At 71.8% G+C, this 19,376-nt stretch carries 22 protein-coding genes; 13 read left to right on the forward strand and 9 right to left on the reverse strand.

The annotated features are described in order from the left end of the window. Window positions 1-5 precede the first annotated feature (5 nt). Complete coding sequence (locus ACVDFE_RS08110; protein WP_458430093.1) at window positions 6-722, forward strand: Long-chain-fatty-acid--CoA ligase; 717 nt, start codon at window positions 6-8, stop codon at window positions 720-722. 377 nt (window positions 723-1,099) lie between these two features. On the opposite strand, the gene ACVDFE_RS08115 is transcribed toward ACVDFE_RS08110, so the two are convergent. Both ACVDFE_RS08115 and tgmC read right to left on the reverse strand, forming a co-directional pair. Continuing rightward, window positions 1,100-3,106: an NACHT domain-containing protein gene (locus tag ACVDFE_RS08115; RefSeq protein WP_360396864.1), complete on the reverse strand. Its 2,007-nt coding sequence runs from the start codon at window positions 3,104-3,106 to the stop codon at window positions 1,100-1,102. A 70-nt stretch (window positions 3,107-3,176) separates the two neighbouring features. Then, window positions 3,177-4,244, reverse strand: a complete 1,068-nt coding sequence (tgmC, locus tag ACVDFE_RS08120; RefSeq protein ID WP_458430094.1) for an ATP-grasp peptide maturase system methyltransferase — start codon at window positions 4,242-4,244, stop codon at window positions 3,177-3,179. 117 nt (window positions 4,245-4,361) lie between these two features. On the opposite strand from tgmC, the gene ACVDFE_RS08125 reads away from it, so the two are divergent. The 5 genes from ACVDFE_RS08125 (at window position 4,362) to ACVDFE_RS08145 (ending at window position 7,103) form a co-directional block, all read left to right on the forward strand. Then, window positions 4,362-4,739, forward strand: coding sequence for a helix-turn-helix domain-containing protein (locus ACVDFE_RS08125; protein ID WP_360396866.1), 378 nt, complete (start codon window positions 4,362-4,364; stop codon window positions 4,737-4,739). 5 nt (window positions 4,740-4,744) lie between these two features. Beyond that, the gene (locus ACVDFE_RS08130; RefSeq protein ID WP_360396867.1) at window positions 4,745-5,419 is read left to right on the forward strand and encodes a hypothetical protein; all 675 of its coding nucleotides are present in this window, start codon (window positions 4,745-4,747) and stop codon (window positions 5,417-5,419) included. Between the two features lie 179 nt (window positions 5,420-5,598). Continuing rightward, window positions 5,599-5,892, forward strand: coding sequence for a DUF2516 family protein (locus ACVDFE_RS08135; RefSeq protein ID WP_360396893.1), 294 nt, complete (start codon window positions 5,599-5,601; stop codon window positions 5,890-5,892). Then, the gene (locus ACVDFE_RS08140; protein ID WP_458430095.1) at window positions 5,889-6,545 is read left to right on the forward strand and encodes an alpha/beta fold hydrolase; all 657 of its coding nucleotides are present in this window, start codon (window positions 5,889-5,891) and stop codon (window positions 6,543-6,545) included. Before ACVDFE_RS08135 ends, ACVDFE_RS08140 begins: the two co-directional genes overlap by 4 nt. Window positions 6,546-6,554: 9 nt before the next feature. Further along, the gene (locus tag ACVDFE_RS08145) at window positions 6,555-7,103 is read left to right on the forward strand and encodes a type 1 glutamine amidotransferase domain-containing protein (RefSeq protein WP_360396869.1); all 549 of its coding nucleotides are present in this window, start codon (window positions 6,555-6,557) and stop codon (window positions 7,101-7,103) included. Between the two features lie 27 nt (window positions 7,104-7,130). Here ACVDFE_RS08145 and ACVDFE_RS08150 read toward each other — a convergent pair whose 3' ends face one another. Next, a complete protein-coding gene (locus ACVDFE_RS08150) occupies window positions 7,131-7,892 on the reverse strand; it encodes a MerR family transcriptional regulator (RefSeq protein ID WP_458430096.1) in 762 nt (253 codons plus the stop codon). Between the two features lie 212 nt (window positions 7,893-8,104). Between ACVDFE_RS08150 and ACVDFE_RS08155 the strand changes: the two genes are divergently transcribed. Beyond that, window positions 8,105-8,665, forward strand: a complete 561-nt coding sequence (locus ACVDFE_RS08155; protein ID WP_458430097.1) for a YbaK/EbsC family protein — start codon at window positions 8,105-8,107, stop codon at window positions 8,663-8,665. On the opposite strand, the gene ACVDFE_RS08160 is transcribed toward ACVDFE_RS08155, so the two are convergent. From ACVDFE_RS08160 to ACVDFE_RS08180, 5 genes are read right to left on the reverse strand one after another with little or no spacing between them, the layout of a single operon-like run. Beyond that, the gene (locus tag ACVDFE_RS08160; RefSeq protein WP_458430098.1) at window positions 8,633-9,709 is read right to left on the reverse strand and encodes an LOG family protein; all 1,077 of its coding nucleotides are present in this window, start codon (window positions 9,707-9,709) and stop codon (window positions 8,633-8,635) included. The two genes, ACVDFE_RS08155 and ACVDFE_RS08160, sit on opposite strands and share 33 nt — an antisense overlap. Before the next feature lie 28 nt (window positions 9,710-9,737). Beyond that, on the reverse strand, window positions 9,738-10,613 hold the full coding sequence (gene purU, locus ACVDFE_RS08165; RefSeq protein WP_458430099.1) for a formyltetrahydrofolate deformylase: 876 nt from the start codon (window positions 10,611-10,613) through the stop codon (window positions 9,738-9,740). A 13-nt stretch (window positions 10,614-10,626) separates the two neighbouring features. Continuing rightward, the gene (locus ACVDFE_RS08170) at window positions 10,627-11,352 is read right to left on the reverse strand and encodes a maleylpyruvate isomerase N-terminal domain-containing protein (protein ID WP_458430100.1); all 726 of its coding nucleotides are present in this window, start codon (window positions 11,350-11,352) and stop codon (window positions 10,627-10,629) included. Window positions 11,353-11,361: 9 nt separating this feature from the next. Beyond that, a complete protein-coding gene (locus ACVDFE_RS08175; protein WP_458430101.1) occupies window positions 11,362-12,168 on the reverse strand; it encodes a class I SAM-dependent methyltransferase in 807 nt (268 codons plus the stop codon). Then, window positions 12,147-12,635, reverse strand: coding sequence for a DUF2505 domain-containing protein (locus tag ACVDFE_RS08180; RefSeq protein ID WP_458430102.1), 489 nt, complete (start codon window positions 12,633-12,635; stop codon window positions 12,147-12,149). Before ACVDFE_RS08180 ends, ACVDFE_RS08175 begins: the two co-directional genes overlap by 22 nt. On the opposite strand from ACVDFE_RS08180, the gene ACVDFE_RS08185 reads away from it, so the two are divergent. Together ACVDFE_RS08185 and ACVDFE_RS08190 are read left to right on the forward strand one after the other, a co-directional pair. Further along, on the forward strand, window positions 12,634-13,734 hold the full coding sequence (locus ACVDFE_RS08185; RefSeq protein WP_458430103.1) for a UDP-N-acetylmuramate dehydrogenase: 1,101 nt from the start codon (window positions 12,634-12,636) through the stop codon (window positions 13,732-13,734). The genes ACVDFE_RS08180 and ACVDFE_RS08185 overlap by 2 nt on opposite strands. A gap of 91 nt (window positions 13,735-13,825) precedes the next feature. Continuing rightward, window positions 13,826-14,842: a chymotrypsin family serine protease gene (locus ACVDFE_RS08190; protein ID WP_360396878.1), complete on the forward strand. Its 1,017-nt coding sequence runs from the start codon at window positions 13,826-13,828 to the stop codon at window positions 14,840-14,842. Here ACVDFE_RS08190 and ACVDFE_RS08195 read toward each other — a convergent pair. Continuing rightward, window positions 14,796-15,566: an SDR family NAD(P)-dependent oxidoreductase gene (locus ACVDFE_RS08195; RefSeq protein ID WP_458430104.1), complete on the reverse strand. Its 771-nt coding sequence runs from the start codon at window positions 15,564-15,566 to the stop codon at window positions 14,796-14,798. The genes ACVDFE_RS08190 and ACVDFE_RS08195 overlap by 47 nt on opposite strands. A gap of 88 nt (window positions 15,567-15,654) precedes the next feature. On the opposite strand from ACVDFE_RS08195, the gene ACVDFE_RS08200 reads away from it, so the two are divergent. The 4 genes from ACVDFE_RS08200 to ACVDFE_RS08215 all read left to right on the forward strand — a co-directional run bounded on the left by ACVDFE_RS08200 (window position 15,655) and on the right by ACVDFE_RS08215 (window position 19,366). Next, complete coding sequence (locus tag ACVDFE_RS08200) at window positions 15,655-16,758, forward strand: L,D-transpeptidase (RefSeq protein ID WP_458434295.1); 1,104 nt, start codon at window positions 15,655-15,657, stop codon at window positions 16,756-16,758. Window positions 16,759-16,881: 123 nt separating this feature from the next. After that, window positions 16,882-17,646 carry an alpha/beta fold hydrolase gene (locus tag ACVDFE_RS08205; protein WP_360399899.1) on the forward strand — a complete coding sequence of 255 codons (765 nt, stop codon included), beginning with the start codon at window positions 16,882-16,884 and terminating at the stop codon, window positions 17,644-17,646. After that, window positions 17,643-18,890, forward strand: a complete 1,248-nt coding sequence (mshA, locus tag ACVDFE_RS08210) for a D-inositol-3-phosphate glycosyltransferase (RefSeq protein ID WP_458430105.1) — start codon at window positions 17,643-17,645, stop codon at window positions 18,888-18,890. Before ACVDFE_RS08205 ends, mshA begins: the two co-directional genes overlap by 4 nt. After that, window positions 18,887-19,366 (forward strand): type III secretion system chaperone family protein, encoded by a 480-nt coding sequence (locus ACVDFE_RS08215; RefSeq protein WP_360399893.1) that lies wholly within the window; start codon window positions 18,887-18,889, stop codon window positions 19,364-19,366. Before mshA ends, ACVDFE_RS08215 begins: the two co-directional genes overlap by 4 nt. Window positions 19,367-19,376 lie beyond the last annotated feature (10 nt).

The following is a 19,376-nucleotide window of genomic DNA, read 5'->3' on the forward strand; positions in this document are numbered from 1 at the left end:
GGCCCGTGCAGATCGTCACCACCTCCGACCACCCGCACCTCTCCACGGCGGCGCTGGTCGGCGAGTGGCCCCTGTTCGTCCTGAAGGACCCGATCTCCAACCGGTACCGCAAGACCGTCCAGCAGTACTTCCCGCAGTACGACGTGCTCGCACTCGACGGCTCGGAGGTCCTGGCCCACGCCGTGGCCGTCGCCCTGTGCTGGGACGGCACCCCGTCCACCCTCCCCGACGGCGGCTACGACGGCGCCATCGTCCAATCGGTGCGCGACCACGAGTCCGGCACCACCCCGGACACCCTGTGCGTCCTCGCCGCCACCGTCCGAGCCACCCACGCCGGCCGGGGCTTGGCCGCCGCGGTCCTGACCGCCCTCCGCACCCGCGCCCTCGCGAACGGCCTGTCCCGCGTCGTCGTACCGGTCCGCCCCACCCTGAAGGCGAACTACCCGCTCACCCCGATGGCCGACTTCGCGACCTGGACCCGCCCCGACGGCCTGCACCTGGACCCGTGGATCCGCACCCACCAACGCCTCGGCGCCACCGTCCTCGGTCCGGCCGAACGCTCCATGGTCGTGACGGGCACCGCCGCGGAGTGGCAGAGGTGGACCGGCCTGCACTTCCCCCGGTCCGGCCGGTACGTCGTACCCGGCGGCCACGACGTCGTGGTGTTCGAGGGGGATCGCGGCGTCTACGAGGAGACGAACCTCTGGATGCGCCACCTCTGACGGCCCAGGCTCCCGCCCGCGTACCGCACAAGACGCCCGCGCCTTCCGGCGCTTCCGCTGTGCCGGCTCGGCTCGCGCTGCTCAGCCCGCGCCACCCCAGCGCCTCCGCTCCACTCGCGCGGCTTGGCCTGCGCCGCTCTGCCCACGTGTCTTGGCCTGCGGTGCTCGGCCCCGCGTGGAGTGGCTTGCGCCGCTCAGCCCGCACTGCTCCGCTCGCGTGGCGTGGCGTGGCGTTGCTCGCGCCGCTCCGCCCACCCGGTTCGGCTCGCGCCGCCGACCCGCGCCGCCGACCCGCGCCGCATCGCCCGCCGCTGCGCCGCTCGGCCGCCCGCGCCGCTCAGCCCCACGTGGCGTGGCGTGGCTTGCGCCGTGCCGCCCTACACCCGGTCCTTCCGCCGCAACCGCGCCTTCCCGACCCCACCCCCGGCCGCCGCACCGTGCTCCGCCAGCCGGTCCTGCACCAGCCCGTGCCGGAACTGGTAGCAGGCCCCGGCCCGGCACAGCACCCCGAGCTTGCGCGCGTCCTCGAAGAACACCATCAGCTCCCAGGGCAGCTTCCCCCGCAACGCCAACCAGATCCGCGCCACGGTGAACCACCACCACCGCAGGTGCAGCACGGCCAGCGCGAACCCCAGCATCAGCCCGGAAGCCAGTCCCAGCCCGACCATGCCGGTCTGGTTCGGCCCGAACACCAGTGCCGCCGCCGAACCGAACACCACGGCCAGCACCAGCGACCCGGTCCACACGGCGATCCGGTCGCGCGCCATGGTCCACTGTGGACTGGAGGCCTGGGACAGCTCGGCTGTGCTGGACAACGCGAACCGCAGTGCCACGGCCACCGCGAGGCCCAGGCCGACCACCAGACCGGCGGACAACCCGTACAGCGCGCCGAAGACGAGGCCCGCCGCGAGGCCGAGTACGCCGGGGACGAGGAGCAGGGAGCGCGAGATTCCCAGGCGTGGCTTGGGTTTGCGTTCCTGCGAGGCGGTCAGTGCGGCGCCGCCGACCAGGACGCCGGCGACCAGGCCGCTGAGCGGGGCGAGTTTCGGGGTGATCGAGTAGGCCATGAGCCAGGCGACGCCGAAGCCGCCGATCGCGCCCAGTGCCAGTGCGCCGAGCAGGGCGAGCCAGGTGCGGCCGACCGAGCGGCGCAGCTCCCACCAGGCCAGTTCGCGGATGCCGCGGTCGCGCATCTCGTGCGCGAGGAACTCCAGCCACCTGCGCGCCCTGTCGCGGGGCCAGACCTGGCTGGCCCTGGCGTGGTGGGCGGCGGCGCGGTTGCCGAAGGCGCGGGAGACCAGCTCGTCGCAGAGGTGGTCGCAGACAGCGCGGGCGTCCGGGAAGCGGCCGCGGTCGAGGAGCTCGGTCGGTTCCGCCTCGAAGTCGGCGTAGACCATGCTGGCCAGCCACATCGTCAGCGGTGTGGACAGGGCGTCGGCGAGGCGGCCGTCCGGTTCCTCGCGCAGGTGGATGAACACCGGTTCCCAGCGGGCCGCTCCCACGCTGTCGGCGCTCGCCCGCAGGTAGGAGGCGACCTCGTCGAGGTCGAGCGGGGCCAGTTCGACGACGTCGGCGCCGTGCAGCGGGCCCGCGAGGTGCACGGCCTGGGCGTACTCGGCGGTGCGGCACGTGAGGACGAGCGGGCGCGTGGCGGGGAACGCCTTCGCGATCCGCGCCAGTGCGTCGGCGCGCTGGTGTGCGGGGACGTCGTCGAGGCCGTCCAGCACCGGCAGGACGCGGTGCTGCTCGATCAGCAGGTCACCGGCATAGCTGCCGTAGAGCTCGGTGTTGCTCAGGGCCGGGTGGTCCTCGTAGAGGCGGCGGGTCAGCCACGTGCGGATGTCCTCGACCGCCGGGTTCCACGTCGACAACGGCAGCAGCACCGGCACCATGCCGCCGTCGTAGCGGTCGAGCAGGCCGCACGTCAGCAGCATCGCGACCGTCGTCTTCCCGGTGCCCGCCTCGCCGAGGACGACCATCCGGCGGTGGGGCTGCCGTTCGAACGCGCCGACCACCGCGTCGCTGTGACCGGGGGGTGCGTTCCGTCCGTCACCCAGGTCCAGTTCGGGTGCGGTCCAGTGCAGGTCGAGGACATCCGGGTCGGTGAGGCCGCGGGAACGCACCTCCTCGTTCCACTGCGCCTGCAGAGCGGTGGCCAGGGCGCGGCAGGCGGCGTCCAGGTGCTCTTCGGTGCTCAGTTCGGCGTTGTGCCTGCGCCGCACCCACGGGTCGAGCAGCGCGAGGAAGCCGAGGAACACCACGGCGAGCGCGCCCAGCCACACGTGCGGGTTGATGCCGTGGTCGGTGACGAACAGACCGGCAGCCGTGAGCAGTGCGGTCAGCACGCAGCCGGCCAGCAGCGCCTGCTGGCGGAATCTGGACATGCGCGCATCATGGCGCACCGCATCCGCCCGGGGTCGGTTCAGTGAGCCGTGTCGTGCCGTTCGCTGTTGATCACAGTCGCCACCTCCGCCCGTCGAAGGTGAGGAACTGGCCGTCATGACCGATGGTGACACCGAAGTGCTGCCGCCGGGGTTTGCCCAGGTCCTCCCACAGCGCCAGCGCCTGTTCCGCCAGGTCCCACAGCCGTCGCGGACCGCCCTGGTCGACGTGCGAGCCGTGGTGGTGCACCCAGGAGCCGTCCGGGTGGCCCAGCCAGTCCTGTCCCGCGACGACGTCGGGCAGCGCGACGCCGGCGAAGAACTCGAACGGGCCGGCCGGGTCGACCACCGTGGCCATCGGCAGCGTGGTGGTCCTGCGGTCGAACGCGCCCATACCGGCGAGCGCGGGCTTGCGGGCGTGCGCGCGCAACGGCATGAAGCGGCCGTCCTCCACCAGGACCCGGCCCTCGCCGGTGCCGTCGCCGCGGGAGACGATCCGGACGAGCCCGGCGCCGATGGGGCGGTGCAGGGTGGTGATGACGAGGCCGCCGGGCCGGGTCTGCTCCAGCCACGCGGGTGGGATCGTCGTCACGGAACACGTCGCGAGCACCCGGTCGTACGGCGCTCCCGCCGGATGACCCCGCGCGCCGTCACCGATGACGCAGGTGGGGGTGAAACCGTTGCGGTGCAGGCGTTCGCGGGCCCGTGCGGAAAGCTGCGGGTCGACGTCGACGGTCGTCACGCGGTCGGCGCCCAGGGCGTGGCACAGGAGAGCGGCGTTGTACCCGGTGCCGGTGCCCACCTCCAGCACCGACTGTCCGGTGTGGACCTCCAGCGCCTCCAGCATGATCGCCATGATGGCCGGCATGCTCGACGAGCACGTCGGTGTGCCACCGGTCACCGTGTCGTCACCGTCGAACTGGGTAACCCAGACCCGGTCGGTGTAGACGAGCTGCAGCCAGCCGGGGTGCTCCGCGGTGACCGGTTCCCAGTCGCCGTCGTGCCGCTGGCGGTAGAAGCGCGGCAGGAACTCATGGCGCGGCACCTCGCGGAAAGCCTTGAGCCACCGTGGATCGCGCAGCACACCGGTGCCGAGCAGGTGGTCGGCCAGCTCGGCGCGCAGGGCTCCGGCGTCGTCCATGACCTCTCCACGGTAGCCCTGTGGCGCAGCACACGCAGCGATTGCTAGCAGAGTGCTTGCAACTGCTAGCACCCCTCGCTAACGTGGTCGGTGCACGAGGAACGGGAGCGGGAACCAATGGACAAGTCCATCGACAAAGCCGTCGCGGACCTCGGCCGCAACATCGGGGACTTCATCCGCGAGCAGCGCAACACCGCGAAGATCTCGTTGCGGGAGTTGGCAAAGCAGGCCGGCGTCTCCAACCCGTACCTGAGCCAGATCGAGCGGGGACTGCGCAAGCCCAGTGCGGAGATCCTGCAGCAGATCGCCAAGGGGCTGCGCATCTCGGCCGAGGTGCTCTACGTCGAGGCCGGGATCCTCCAGCAGCGCGAAGGCGGTGCGTTGGCGGACGCCGTCGTCGCCGCGACCGATCTGACCGAGCGGCAGAAGCAGGTGCTGCTCGACGTCTACGAATCTTTCCGGCGGGAGAACGCCGCCAAGACCAAGGAGGAGTGATCTCCATGCCGAAGCTCACCCAGGACGACATCCGCACCGCCGCCGAGCAGGGCGCGCACGCCGCCCGCCAGGCCCTCCTCGCCGCCCTCGGCGCCGGTGACCTCGCCGCCAAGGCCGTGGTCGAGGCGCTGGGCAAGGCCAGGGAGCGCGCGGAGGAGGCCTCCGCGAAGGCCACCGACCTGCCCACCGAGCTCAAGGACCTGCGCGAGAAGCTGCAGCCCGCCGAGCTGAAGAAGCTGGTCGACGCTTACACCGCCTCCGCCGTGAACCTCTACAGCTACCTCGCGGAGCAGGGCGAGCAGACCCTCGAGCAGATCAAGGCCCAGCCGCAGGTCAAGCAGGCCGTCGAGCAGGTCGAGCAGGCCGTCGGGGCCGCCCAGAAGCGCGCGGGGACCGCCGCCGCCGACGCCCGCGTGCTCGCCGACGACGTCCTCGGCAAGGTGACCCGCCGCACCCGCTCGGTCGGCGAGAAGGTCGCCGTCCAGGTCGAGGACACCGCCGAGAAGCTGGCCGAGGAGATCGTCGAGGTCGGTGGCGAGGCCGCGTCCGAGGTCCGCAGCACCACCCGCAAGGCCGCGAACCGCACCGCGCCGCGCAAGCCGGCGACCACGACCCGCAGCACCGGCACCACCGCCGCGGTCAAGAAGCCGACCACGACGACGGACGACACCGCCAAGTGAGTCGTTGAGAACCCGCTGAAGTTCCTCCGCAGGGGGAGCGCGCCACGGCGTGCTCCCCCTGCGGCGCGTCCGGCGCAAGTGCGCGCCGCTGGCCGGATCGGGCCCTGCCCGACGCTCCGTTCCCGCTGACGCGCACGGGCACGTAGGCTGGTCCTGTGTTCCCCGTGCCGATCTTCAGCATCTGGAACCTCGACGGCATCGTGTACTTCCTCGCCGACCTGGGGTTCACCATCCTCGGGCTGTTCGCGTTCTTCCACGCGCTGAGCCAGCGCGTCGACGCCTACACCGCGGCCGAGCGCATGACGAAGCCGGCGTGGTTGGGCATCACCGGTGGTGGAGCCGCGGCGATGCTGCTGTTCTCGCCGGGCACCTTCGGGTCGATCTTCTGGCTCGCCGGTCTCGTCGCGGTGCTCGTGTACATGGTGGACGTGCGCCCCAGACTCATCGAGGTGCAGCGCGGCCCGCGCTGGTGATCACGAACTCCTACGGCTCCGGCTCGCCCGTCACCCTGGTGGCGCACGGGCTGGGGGCCACGCCCGGTGAGGCGCGCATCCCCGCCTCCGGGCTGCCCGGCACCCGCGTGGTCGTGACGCTGCCCTCCCACGGGTCGGCTCCCGACGCGCCGCCCGGCTACTGGGACTACGGGCGCATCGCCGACGACCTCGCCACAGTCGAGGCCGACCACGCGGTCGGCGTCTCGCTGGGGGCCGCGGCCCTGGTCAGGCTGCTGTCGCGGCAGCCGCGACGGTTCCGGCGGGTGGCGTTGCTGCTGCCCGCGGTGCTCGACCAGCCGCGCCCTGCGGTCACGCTCCAGCAGCTCTCCGACCTCACCACCGGCCCGCCCGCCTACGTCGAGGACCGCCGGCAGGCGCTCACCAGGCTCGAAGCCGCGGCCGAACAGCTGCCCGGCCAGGTCGCCGTCGCCGACGCCGGACTGCTCGCCCACGTCGAGGTCCCGGTGCTGGTCATCGCCGCCACGAACGACCCGCTGCACCCCGAGGACGTCGCCAAGGCGACCGCCGGTGCGTTCCCGAACGGCGAGCTGTGGCTGGTCGACTCGCCCGCGCCGATGATCACCCACCGCGCCGGGGTACGCCACAGGTTGGTCGAGTTCTTCGGCGGGTAACCGAACGACATGGCTGAGAAGAAGATCGCATTCCTGGTCGCCTCGGAGGGCATCGAGCAGGTCGAGCTCACCGACCCGTGGACGCACGTCGAGAAGGCCGGTGGCACGCCGCGGCTGCTCGCACCGGAGCTCGGCGAGGTGCGCGGGTTCAACCACCTCACGCCGGCGGACGCGTTCCCGGTCGACACCAAGCTCGCCGACGCCAAGGCCGACGACTACGACGGCGCGGTCATCCCCGGCGGGGTGGCCAACTCGGACTTCCTGCGGATGGACGGCGACGCCGTGCGGCTGGTCAAGGAGCTGGTCGCGCAGGGCAAGCCGGTCGCGGCGATCTGCCACGGGCCGTGGCTGCTGGTCGAGGCGGACGTCGTCCGCGGCAAGATGCTGACCTCGTTCCCGAGCCTGCAGACCGACATCCGCAACGCGGGCGGTGACTGGGCCGACCAGGAGGTCCGCGTCTGCGACATGAACGGGTGGACGCTCGTGACGTCGCGCAACCCGGACGACCTGCCCGCTTTCAACCGCGAGGCGCTCAAGGCGTTCGGGCTGGCCGAGTAGCCGGGATCTGCAGCTCCCGGCCCTGCGTCAGCTCAGACGCGTCTCGGCGTAGTGCGCCATGGCGTCACGCGTCCACTCGGCCATGTTGCCGGCACCCTCGACGTCGAAGTTGGCCCGGAACTCGTCCGAGTCGACGTAGAGGTCGCCGAGGCCCTTGTAGGACTCCCGGTTGGGCGTCCAGCTCAGGCAGATCCAGCGGTAGTGGCGGTCGACCAGCTCCTGCGTCTGCGGAGTGTCGACCGCCGCGCCGGCGACGTACAGGGCACCGAGCTGTGTCGCGATGTCCTGCCACTCGGCCATGAACCGGTCCGCGTCGGCCCGGTTCCAGCCCTTCATCTTCCGCTTGCTCTCGGCGATGTGCTCCTTCGCACCCTCGCCGTAGCGCTCGACGAGCTCTGCCTCGTGCCGTTCCTGCTTCTTCGCGTCGAAGCCGTCGAACAGCTCTTCCATCTTCACCTCGTCCCCTCCTTCCAGTTCGGCGATCGTGCGCGCGACGGTGCCCGCCAGCCGGTCCAGCCGCCGCTGCTCGTCGCGCAGCCACCGGTGGTGGTTGCGCAGGACGGTCAGCTGGTCAGTGCCGTTCAGCACCTCCGCCACCACGTCGAGGCCCAGGCCCAGGTCGCGCAGCAGCAGGATCTGCTGCAGGCGGTGCACCTGCTCCTTCTCGTAGTAGCGGTAACCGTTGTCGCCGACCCAGGCCGGCGGCAGCAGCCCGATCGAGTCGTAGTGCCGCAGCGTCCTGGACGTCACCTTCGACATCCGGGCCACCTGGGCGATCGACCAGGCCATCTCTTCTCTCCTTCGCGCTCTCCAATGACGCTAAAGGTTGACGCAACGTCAATGTCAACGCGACTTTTCAAGTGCACGCGGGGCGCTTTCGTACTCCAGGAGGGCACGCGGGGTCCCCGCGTGCCCTTGGAGGGAACGTAGGGTCCCCGCGTGCCCCCGAGGGGAAACGTGGGGCCCCCGCGTGCCGGAAAGCGGGAGGGGAGTGGGGGAGGATGAGAGGTGTGTGGACCATCGGTGGTTCGTTGGAACCCGTACCTGTGCTGTCGCGCCTCGACCTGGTCGCGGAACCGGTCGCGAAGGCGCTGAAGGAGCTGGACGGCGCCGACCGCGTCGCCGTCGCGGAGATCGACCCCTCGCTCGCCGACACCGCCGAGTTCTGCGCCCATTACGGCTCACCGCTGGAGGCCAGCGCGAACTGCGTGGTCGTCGCGGGCAAGCGCGGCGGTGAGATCCGTTATGCGGCCTGCATGGTGCTGGCGACCATGCGTGCGGACGTCAACGGCGTCATCCGCAGGCGGCTCGACGCGCGCAAGGCGTCGTTCGCGCCGATGGACGAGGCAGTGGCGTTGACGGGCATGGAGTACGGCGGGATCACGCCCATCGGGGTGCCCGCGAACTGGCCGGTCCTGGTGTCGCCCGAGGTCGCCGCCGCCCCCGAGCTGGTGGTGGGCAGCGGCATCCGCGGTTCCAAGATCCTCATCTCCGGCGACGTGCTGCTGACGCTGGCGGGCGCCGAGGTGCTACCCGAGCTCGCCCGCGTACTTGAGCAGTAGCGCGACGGCCTCGTCGACGTCGTCGGTCACGAGGATCCACCGCTCGGCGTCCCGGCCGGCTGCGAGCTTCTGCACGAGCGGTGCGGCCGGGACCTCGTCGGTCCAGAAGACCGTGCCCAGAAAGATCATGGGCGCGGCCGGGCCGACGCTGCCGTAGTAGTTCTGCGTGAAGTCCTGGAAGACCTCCTGGACCGTGCCCGCCTTGCCCGGCGTGTAGACGATGCCGCCGGTCGCGACGGTCAGCAGGCCCTCCTCGCGCACCGAGTTCGCGAAGTACTTGGCGTGCAGCTCGCAGGCCGGGTTGGGCGGCTCGTGGCCGTAGAACCAGGTCGGGATGCCGATCGTGCGCGGCACCTCGAACGACGGCACCTCCGGGAACGCCGCCAGCCACCGGCCGATCGACTCGTCGTCACCGCCGAACGACGGCGCCTCCGCCAGCTGCGCGAGCACGTCGGCGTCCGCCGAGCCGCAGCGCACGCCCAGCGGCACGGCCTCCATGGCGCCCGGACCACCACCGGTCAGCACGGTCAGGCCCGCGCGCCCCAGTGCGGCGCCGAGCTCGACGGCGTTGCGGTAGCCGTCCGAGCCGCGGGCCAGCGCGTGACCGCCCATCACGGCGACCGGCCGGCCGGTCAGCACCTCGTCGAGCGCCTCGGTGATCGAGTGGTCGTGCAGGCGCTCGGCCAGCGCGTGCAGCGGGTCCGGGTGGTGGCCCTGCTGCTTGCTGTGCCGGTAGATCACCGCGTCCGGGGTGTCGGCGTAGGTCCTCGGGTCAGCCGGGTCGAAGCCCGCGAACAGCTCACCGGGCGTGTAGAGGTGCGAGCGGTACACGTCGTAGGGCACGTCCGGGATCACCGGGAAGATCAACGCGCCCGCCGCCTCCGCCCGGCGCTGCATCGTCTCGCTGAGCGTGCAGCCGAGCAGCAGCGCGCCGTCCATCGGCACGCGCACGTCCTCACGCGTCAGGTCCAGCCCGACGATGACGGCTTTGCGCAGGTCGGGCGCTGCCCGCAGGTGGTCGAGGTCGGTGATTTCGGTCCGCACGGGAAAAGCCTATGCCTCGTGTTGCCGGCTAGAAGATGACCGTCTGGTTGCCGTGCACCAGCACCCGGTCCTCCAGGTGCCACCGCAGCCCGCGGGCCAGCACGACCTTCTCGATGTCACGGCCCTTGCGGACCATGTCCGCGACGCTGTCGCCGTGGTGCACCCGCAGCACGTCCTGCTCGATGATCGGCCCCGCGTCGAGGTCCGCCGTCACGTAGTGGCAGGTCGCCCCGACCAGCTTCACACCGCGCCGGTGTGCCTGGTGGTACGGCCGGGCGCCGATGAACGACGGCAGGAAGCTGTGGTGGATGTTGATCGTGCGGCCGGACCAGTGCGCGCACAGCTCCGGCGGCAGGATCTGCATGAACCTCGCCAGCACCACGGCGTGCGGGTCGTGCTTGTCGACCAGCTGGCGCAGCTGCGCGAAGGCGGCCTGCCTGCCCTCGGGGTCGTTCACGGGGAACGGGACGTGGTGGAACGGGATGCCGTGCGCGCGCGTGATGTCGCCGAGCTCGGGGTGGTTGCCGATGACGGCGGCCACCTCCACGTCGAGCTCGCCGGTCGCGACGCGGGCCAGCAGGTCGTACAGGCAGTGGCCCTCCTTCGACACGAGGATGACCACGCGCTTGCGCTCGCCGGTGTCGGTGACCGTCCACGTCGACCGCGCGCCCAGCGACGCCGCCACGTCGGCGAAGCGGGTGCGCAGCTCGGTGGAGTCGAAGGGCAGGGAGTCCGCGCGGACCTCCTGACGCGTGAAGAACCAGCCCGTCTCCGGGTCGGTGTGGTACGCGGCCTCGACGATCCAGCCGCCGTTCTCCGCGAGGAACGTGGAGATCCGCGCGATGATGCCGGTGCGGTCGGGGCAGCCGAAGGTGATCACATAGCGGCGTTCAGGCGATGACACGACGGACGAGTATTCACGCCCTGGGCAGCGCCGCCAACAGCGACTCGTCACCGGACACGATCGCGTGGCTCGGACGGGCCCACAGCGCGCGGTAGACCGCGTCGGCGGTGCCAGCGAGGGTGGCGTCGGTGTCGACGGCCGAGTCGAGCACGTCCGTCACGACCGGCGCCTTGCCGGGCGCGAGCCAGACCTCCCAGGCCCGTCCCGCGTCGGCGGCGTGCACGAGGACCCGGCCGGTCACCTCGACGGTGCGGCCGAGCACCAGCTGGCGCGGCATCATGACCGTGAGGAACTCGTCGACGCCGTCCGCCGCGAACTCGGTGCCGAAGACCAGCGACGGCAGGTCGTGGCCGATGGCGAGCTGCGCGTCCAGGCGGTGGACCGAGGTCTCGTGCGCCTGCCTGCGCGCCCAGAAGCCGGCGACCTGAGGGCCGTGGAACGTCCAGGCCGGACGGTCGGCGGGCACCTCGCGGAGCCGTTGCACGAGCGTCGCGAGCCCGTTGTCCCACCAGGCGAGCGCCTCGTCCCAGTCCCGGGGCGCCTTCGGCCACTCCGGGCGACCCGCGGCGGGTTCGGTGACGACGCAGGTGCCCGCCCACGTGTGCACCTCGGCGATGTGCCGCACCAGCTCCAGCACCGTCCACTCAGGACACGTGGGGACCGCGGCACCCGGACCCGCCTGCTCGGCGGCCGACCGCAACGACGAAGCCTGCTTCTCGATCTGCGCGACGAAGTCCACCGGCCCACCCTAGGGTGCGACGGCGGCCCATTCGAGCGAGATCTCGCCCAGCCGCCAGCGCTTGCGGTCGTCCACCACCGGCCAGCCGCGCTCGGCCAGCAGCCGCGCCGACTCCACCCAGCGCGCACGGGGTCCGAAGGGTGCGAACGGGGCCGCGGTGGCCCAGCACGCGTCCAGCTCGGCCAGCAGTGCGTGCACCCGTTCGCCGGGCACGTTCCTGTGGATCAGCGCCTTGGGCAGCCGCTCGGCGAGGTCGGACGGCACGTCGATGCCGGACGGCTTGCACGCCAGCGTGAACGTCCGCGGCCCTTCCGCCGACAACGTCACCCACGTGCAGCGCCGGCCGATCTCGTCGCAGGTGCCCTCGACGACCAGGCCGCCGGGCGCCATCCGGGACAGCATCGTGTCCCACGCCTCGAACGACTGCTCCTCGGTGTACTGGCGCAGCACGTTGAACGCGCGCAGCAGCACCGGCCGCGCGCCCGCGAGCTCGAACCCGCCGCGCCGGAAGTCGAGCAGCGGCGGGTCGGCGACGGCCTTGCCCGCGTCCACCCGCTCCTGGTCGATCTCCAGCCCGAGCACGCGCACGTCCGGCCGCACCGCCCGCAGGCGTGCGGCCATCTCGACGGTCGTGATCGGCGTCGCGCCGTACCCGAGGTCGACCACCAGCGGGTCCGCGGCGTCGCGCAGGAACCCCGCGAGCGTGCCGGTCATCCACCGGTCGACCCGGCGCAGGCGGTTCGGGTTGGTCGTGCCGCGCGTGGGCAGGCCGAGCGCGCGGGCCCGGCCGGCCGCTAGCCGCGGTTTTCGAGCCATCGCGAGGTGAACTCGCTCTCCTTGTCGATCAGCACGGCGACCTGCTCGGCGATCATCTTTTCGAGCTTGCCGCCCATCAGCGGGATGCCGACCTTGACCTCCCCCGTGAGGGTGAGCTTCGAGCCGGCGCCGTCGTCGGTGATCGTGAACGCGCCCTCGAGCCGGCCGGGCACGCCACTGATCGTCACCTCGACCGTGCCCGCGCCCGCCGCCCAGTTCTCCGTGCGCTGGATCACCAGGTCGCCGCCCAGCGCGGCCTTGGCGACCGACGGCAGGTGCTCGGCGGGCACGCCCTGCTTGAGCTGGTACGACGTCTTCCCCTCGACCGAGGTGAACGAGATCAGCTCGGCGTTCGGGCCCCCGATGGCGGCCAGCCGGTCGCGCAGGTGGGTCTCGTCGACCATCGCGCCGAAGACCTCCTCCGCCGAACGGGGTGAGGTGGTGTGGTGCTCGATGCGGCGTGCCATGTCGCGGAGGCTACCGTTGACGTCCGTGACCACCACGCAGTCCGTGCCTCTGGCCGAGCGCACCACGCTCCGACTCGGTGGACCGGCCGCGCGGTTCGTCCACGCCACGACCGCAGCCGAGCTGGTCGACGCCGTGCGGACGGCCGACGCCGCCGCCGACGAGAAGGTCCTCGTGCTCGGCGGCGGGTCCAACCTCGTGATCTCCGACTCCGGCTTCGACGGCACCGTCGTGGAGGTCGCCACCAAGGGCTTCCGGCTCGACCCGCTGGGCGGCGGCATCGTCCAGTTCACCGTCGAGGCCGGCGAGGAGTGGGACGCGGTCGTCGCCGAGGCGGTCGCGCAGGGCCTCGGCGGACTGGAGTGCCTGTCCGGCATCCCCGGCTCGAACGGCGCCACGCCCGTGCAGAACGTCGGCGCGTACGGCGTCGAGATCTCCCAGGTGCTGCAGTCGGTCGACCTGCTGGACCGGCGCAGCGGCAAGGTGCACCAGGTGCCCGCGGCCAAGCTCGGCCTCGCCTACCGCACCAGCGTGTTGAAGAACACGGACAACGCCGTCGTGCTGCGGACCCGGTTCTCGCTGACCGCGGGCGGCATGTCCGCGCCGATCCGCTACGCCGAGCTGGCGCGGGTCCTCGGCGTGGCGCAGGGCGACCGCGTGCCGGCCGACGCCGCCCGCAAGGCCGTGCTGGAACTGCGCCGCGGCAAGGGCATGGTGCTCGACCCCGCCGACCACGACACGTGGAGCGCCGGCTCGTTCTTCACCAACCCGATCCTCGACGACTCGACGTTCTCCGGCGTGCTGATCCGCATCGCCGAACGCCTCGGCACCGACGTCGACGTGCCGGCCTACCCGGCGGGCCACGGCTTCCGGAAGCTGTCCGCCGCGTGGCTGATCGAACGCGCCGGCTTCCGCAGGGGCCACCAGGGTCCCGGTGGCCGGGTCGCGTTGTCGGGCAAGCACACGCTGGCGCTGACCAACCGCGGCACCGCCTCCACCGAGGACCTGCTGGACCTGGCGCGCGAGGTGCGCGACGGGGTGCGGTCGGCGTTCGGCGTCGAGCTGCACCCCGAGCCGGTCTTCGTGGGCGTCTCGCTGTAGCTCCCCGGCTCCCACCGCCGTCCGGGTGACTCCGTGTGACGAACGGCTACTTCGCGTGTTTCATTGAGGTAGGGGTGGAACGGAGGTTGCCATGAGCCACCTCGACGACAGCGCGCGAGAGGTCATCCGGCCGGTCAAGCGGATGGTCGAGGACGAGTTCCTCGCCCGGCCCGGCGTCATCGGCGTCGACATCGGCGAGAAGTACACCGGCGGCCGGCCCACCGGCCGGACCGCGATCGTGGTCTACGTGTGCACCAAGGGACCCGAGCACCCGCAGCAGATCCCGCCGGAGGTCGCCGGCGTGCCGACCGACGTGGTCGCGGAGACGGTCGTGCTGCACCGGGCGCGGCTCTCGCGCTCGGCCGAGGTGCTCGGCGAACCCGGTGCGGCGGAACGGCATCCGGTGCTGCGCGGCGGTCTGAGCATCGGTCCGGCGCGCGCGGTGCGGATGGTGCCGCCGGACGTGCCGGTCGCGGGCGACTACGTGGTCGTGGGCACGCTGGGCGCGTTCGCGGTGACCCGCGAAGACCGGAAGGTGGTGGGGCTCACCACGTTCCACGTCGGCTGCGTGGACGACGCGTGGGCGGTCGGCGACGAGTTCCTGCACCCGTCCAGAGTGGACGGTGGGCTGGTCGGTGCCGACCAGGTGGCCGTGCTCGACCGGGCCGCGCTGGCCGGGTCGGTCTCGGCTGCGGGGCTGCGGATGGGCGGCCGGCCGTTCCGCGCGGAGGTGCTCGACGTCGGCGCGCTGACCGGGACGGCACCGGCCGTGGTCGGCTCGTCGGTGCGGAAACGGGGCCGCACAACGGGTCTGACCTACGGCGTGGTCACGTCGGTGGACGCGACGCTGCGACTCGACTTCGGTGCCGAACTGGGTGTGCGGACGTTGCGCGACCAGGTCCGCGTGCACTCGGCCGAGCGCTTCGGCGACCACGGCGACTCGGGCGCGGTGCTCGTCGACGCGGACAACCGGGTCGTCGGGCTCTACGTCGGCGGAACGGGCACGACCGGGTTCGCGAACCCGATCGAGCCCGTCCTGCGCCTGCTGGACGTGGAGTTGCTCACACCCGGTGTACCCGAGTCGCGGAAGCCTGGGCCCGCGGCTTGAGCACGATCTCGTCGAGGTTCACGTGCGAGGGCCGGGTGACGGCGAACGCGATGACGTCCGCCACGTCGTCGGCCGTCAGTGGCGTCAGGCCCTGGTAGACCTTGGCCGCGCGCTCGGTGTCGCCGCCGAACCGGTTGGCGGAGAAGTCGGTCTCGACCATGCCCGGCAGGACCTCGGTGACCCGCACCGGCTCGCCGAGCAGCTCGCCGCGCAACGTCCGGTGCAGCGCCGACTGCGCGTGCTTCGCGCTCGTGTAGCCGGAGCCGTTGTCGTAGGCGTCACGTGCCGCGACGGACGTCACGGACACGATGTGGCCATCACCGGACGCGATCAGCTTCGGGATGAAGGCCTTCGTGACGAGCAACGTGCCGAGCACGTTCGACTCCCACATCCACCGCCATTCGTCCGGGTCGCCCTCGGCGACGGTCGAGAGACCGCGCGCACCACCCGCGTTGTTCACGAGGACGTTCGCGTGGGGTACCCCCTCCGCGAACGCCGCGACCGAGCCGGCGTCCGTGACGTCCAGCTCGATCGCGGTCCCCTCGATCTCTTTCGCGATAACGTGGAGACGGTCCAGACGACGTGCGCCGAGCACGACGTGGAACCCCTCGGCGGCAAGCCGCCGCGCGGTCGCCTCGCCGATGCCCGCGCTCGCTCCGGTCACTACTGCGACAGGTCGATTCACGACCCCGATCGTAGGCGTCGACCCGGGTGTGACTGACATCACTCGCACCAGGCGGTCGGGCTGGACGTCTTGGTTTGTGGAGGTCAGAACCGTGAAGAGAACCGTTGGTGCGTTGCTCGCCGGCCTGATGCTGCTGTCCGCGTGCTCGAGCGTCGAAGCAGGGTCCGCGAAGCCGGACAGTTCGCTCCCGTCCGCGAAGGTGACCGTGTCCCCCGTGGACGGCACCAAGGACGTCCAGGTCACGTCCCCCGTGCAGGTGGCGGTGGTGGACGGCAAGCTGGAGGCGGTGGCGCTGAAGTCACCGGAGGGCAAAGAGGTCAAGGGCACGCTGACCGAGGACAGGACCGGGTGGACCAACGCCGAGCCCCTCGGCTACGGCAAGACCTACAGCTACTCGGGCAAGGCCGTCGGCACCGACGGCAAGCCGGTCGAGCTGACGGGGTCGTTCACCACGGTGGCGCCGGGCTCGCAGACCCGCGCGACGCTGTGGCCGGGCGACAACCAGACCGTCGGCGTCGCGGCGCCGATCATGGTGAAGTTCGAGGCGCCGGTGCAGGACAAGGCGACCGTCGAGAAGGCGCTGAAGGTCACCAGTTCGGCGAACGTGCAGGGCTCGTGGGCGTGGCTGACCGCCCAGGAGGTGCACTACCGGCCTGAGCAGTACTGGCCGGCGAACACGCAGGTCAAGGTCGAGGCCAAGCTCTACGGCGTGAACTACGGCGGCGGCGCGTTCGGCAAGGCCGACGTGACCAGCGAGTTCACCATCGGCCGCAACCAGGTTGTGAAGATCAACAACCCGACGCACCAGCTCGTGGTGCTGCGCGACGGCCAGCAGGTCGCGTCCTACGCCGCCTCGTTCGGCCGGGACGCCGACCCGGAGCTGACCACGCCGAACGGCACGTTCGTGGTCATGTCGAAGCACGAGACGTTCTCGTTCGACAACCCGCGCTACGGCTACACCAACGTCGTGAAGAAGTGGGCCGTGCGGTTCTCCAACCACGGCGAGTTCATCCACGAGAACAACGACAACGCCGCGAACATCGGCAAGAACAACACCTCGCACGGCTGCGCGAACCTGCTGGAGGCCGACGCCAAGGCGTACTACGACTCGGCGCTGGTCGGCGACCCGGTCGAGGTGACCGGCTCCATCACCACGCTGCCGGCGCAGTTCGACTGGTACGACTGGCAGATCCCGTGGGCGCAGTGGAAGGAGAAGTCCGCCGTCAAGTAGGCGCCCCCGTGCTGCTCCAGCTGTCACGCGGGGGCCCCGCGTTTCCCACAGGGGAACGCGGGGCCCCCGCGTGACGTTCGGGCTGAGGGGAATGTGTGCGTCGACCAGGTCGTTCGTCATTGTGTGCAGCTGACACGCGTGACGGTGGCCGGTGGGGGACGACTGGCCGTCCGTGCGGCGGGACCTCCTGACGCGCCACCGGTGGTGCTCGTCCACGGCTGGGCGCAGACCGGTGCCGCCTGGGACCTGCCGGAGTTCCGCACCTACGCCGTCGACCTGCGCGGACACGGCGAGTCCGACGACTTCGGCGACTACCGCGACAGCGCGCGGTGGGCCGCCGACCTCAGGGCCGTGCTCGACCACACCGGCCCCGCGACCGTCGTCGGCTGGTCCTACGGCGGTCTCGTGGTCGCCGACCACCTGAGGTTCCACGGCACCGCGCAGATCACCGGCCTGGTGCTGGTGGGCGCCATCACCGAGATCGGCCGCGGTCGCCCCGGCGGCGAGACGGGGCCGGTCATGCGGGCCGCGCTGCCCGCCGCGATCACCGACGACGCCGCGCTCGCGGACTTCTGCCGTGCGATGGCACCGCGTCTACCTGGTGGGACGGTCGACGCGCTCACTGCCGCCGCCCTCACCACGAGCCCTAAGGTGCGGGGGGAGCTGTTCCGCAGGGACGTGGGCAGCGCCGACGTGCTGAGGGCCGTCGACGTGCCGACCCTGGTGGTGCACGGAACCCAAGACCAGGTGGTCGCCCCTGCCGCCGCCGAGTACTCCGCCGCCCTGATCCCCGGAGCCGAGTTGAGCCTCTACCCCGACACCGCGCACGCGCCCTTCCTGGAGCAGCGGGACCGCTTCGCCGCGGACCTCGAGAAGGTGGTCCGGTGAAGCGGGTCGCGGTCCTGAGCGTGCACACCTCCCCGCTGGAGCAACCCGGCACGGGCGACGCGGGTGGCATGAACGTCTACATCGTGCAGACGGCGACGCGGATGGCGCGGCGGGGCGTGGAGGTCGAGATCTTCACGCGCGCGACGTCCAGCGAGCTGCCGCCGGTCGCGGAGCTGGCACCGGGCGTGCGGGTGCGCCACGTCGCCGCCGGGCCGTTCGAAGGGCTCGGCAAGGAGGAGCTGCCGGGGCAGCTCTGCGCGTTCACCGCGGGCGTGCTGAGGGCCGAGGCGCGGCACGAGCCGGGCTACTACGACGCGATCCACTCGCACTACTGGCTGTCCGGGCAGGTCGGCTGGCTGGCGCGGGAACGCTGGGGCGTGCCGCTGGTGCACACGGCCCACACGCTGGCCAAGGTGAAGAACCTCGCACTGGCCGAGGGCGACGCACCGGAGCCGCGGATGCGGGTCATCGGCGAGGAGCAGGTGGTCGCCGAGTCGGACCGGCTGGTGGCCAACACCGACATCGAGGCCGCCGAGCTGGTCAAGCTGTACGAGGCGGAGCCGTCGAAGGTGGCCGTGGTGCCGCCGGGGGTCGACCTGGACCGCTTCACGCCGGGTGACCAGGCCGCGGCACGGCAGCGGTTCGGCATCCCGCCGGACGCCGTGGTGCTCGCGTTCGTCGGCCGGATCCAGCCGTTGAAGGCGCCGGACGTGCTGCTGCGCGCCGCGGCGGAGATGCTGGTCCGCGACCCAGGGCTGCGGTCACGGCTGGTCGTGCTGGTCGTCGGCGGGCCGTCGGGCAGCGGGCTGGAGCAGCCGAAGGCGCTGGAGGAGCTCGCGGGCCGGCTGGGGATCGCGGACGTGGTGCGGTTCCTGCCGCCGCAGCCGGGAGCGGCGCTGGCGGAGGTCTACCGGGCGGCGGACCTGGTCGCGGTGCCGAGCCACAACGAGTCGTTCGGGCTGGTGGCGCTGGAGGCGCAGGCCTGCGGGACGCCGGTGGTCGCGGCCGCGGTCGGCGGGCTGCCGGTGGCGGTCAACGACGGTGTGTCCGGGGTGCTGGTGCACGGCCACGAGGCCGAGGCCTGGGCGCGGGCGCTCGCGGACATGGCGCTGCCGCAGCGCGAGCACCTGGCGAGCAACGCGGTCGGCCATGCGCGACGCTTCTCCTGGGACCGCACGACTGACGCCCTGCTCGCGGGGTACCAGGAGGCGGCAGAAGTGTTCCGCCGGGAGGTTTTCGCGTGACCGTCGACGCCGTCATCAAGTCGTTCCTCGACGAACGGGAGATCGAGTACGACCGTCGTGAAGAGGGCAGGTTCTTCGTGACGCTGCCGGGCACCAAGAAGCTGCAGACCAACGTGTGGCTGGTCGAGACGGCGCACGCGCTGGTCGTCGAGGCGTTCGTGTGCCGGCGGCCGGACCAGTCGTTCGAGGACGTCTACCGGTTCCTGCTGCGGCGCAACGCCCGGCTCTACGGGGTGCACTACACGATCGACGCCGAGGGCGACATCCACCTGGTCGGGCGGATCGGCAAGCACGCCGTGACCCCGGACGAGCTGGACCGGGTGCTGGGCCAGGTGCTGGAGGCCGCCGACGGCGACTTCAACCCGCTGCTGGAGATCGGGTTCGCCGACGCGATCCGGCGGGAGTGGGCGTGGCGGGTGTCGCGCGGCGAGTCGCTGGCGAACCTGCGGGCCTTCGAACATCTCGTTTCGGAGTAGGCGCCGCCTC

Source organism: Lentzea chajnantorensis, from assembly GCF_054300775.1.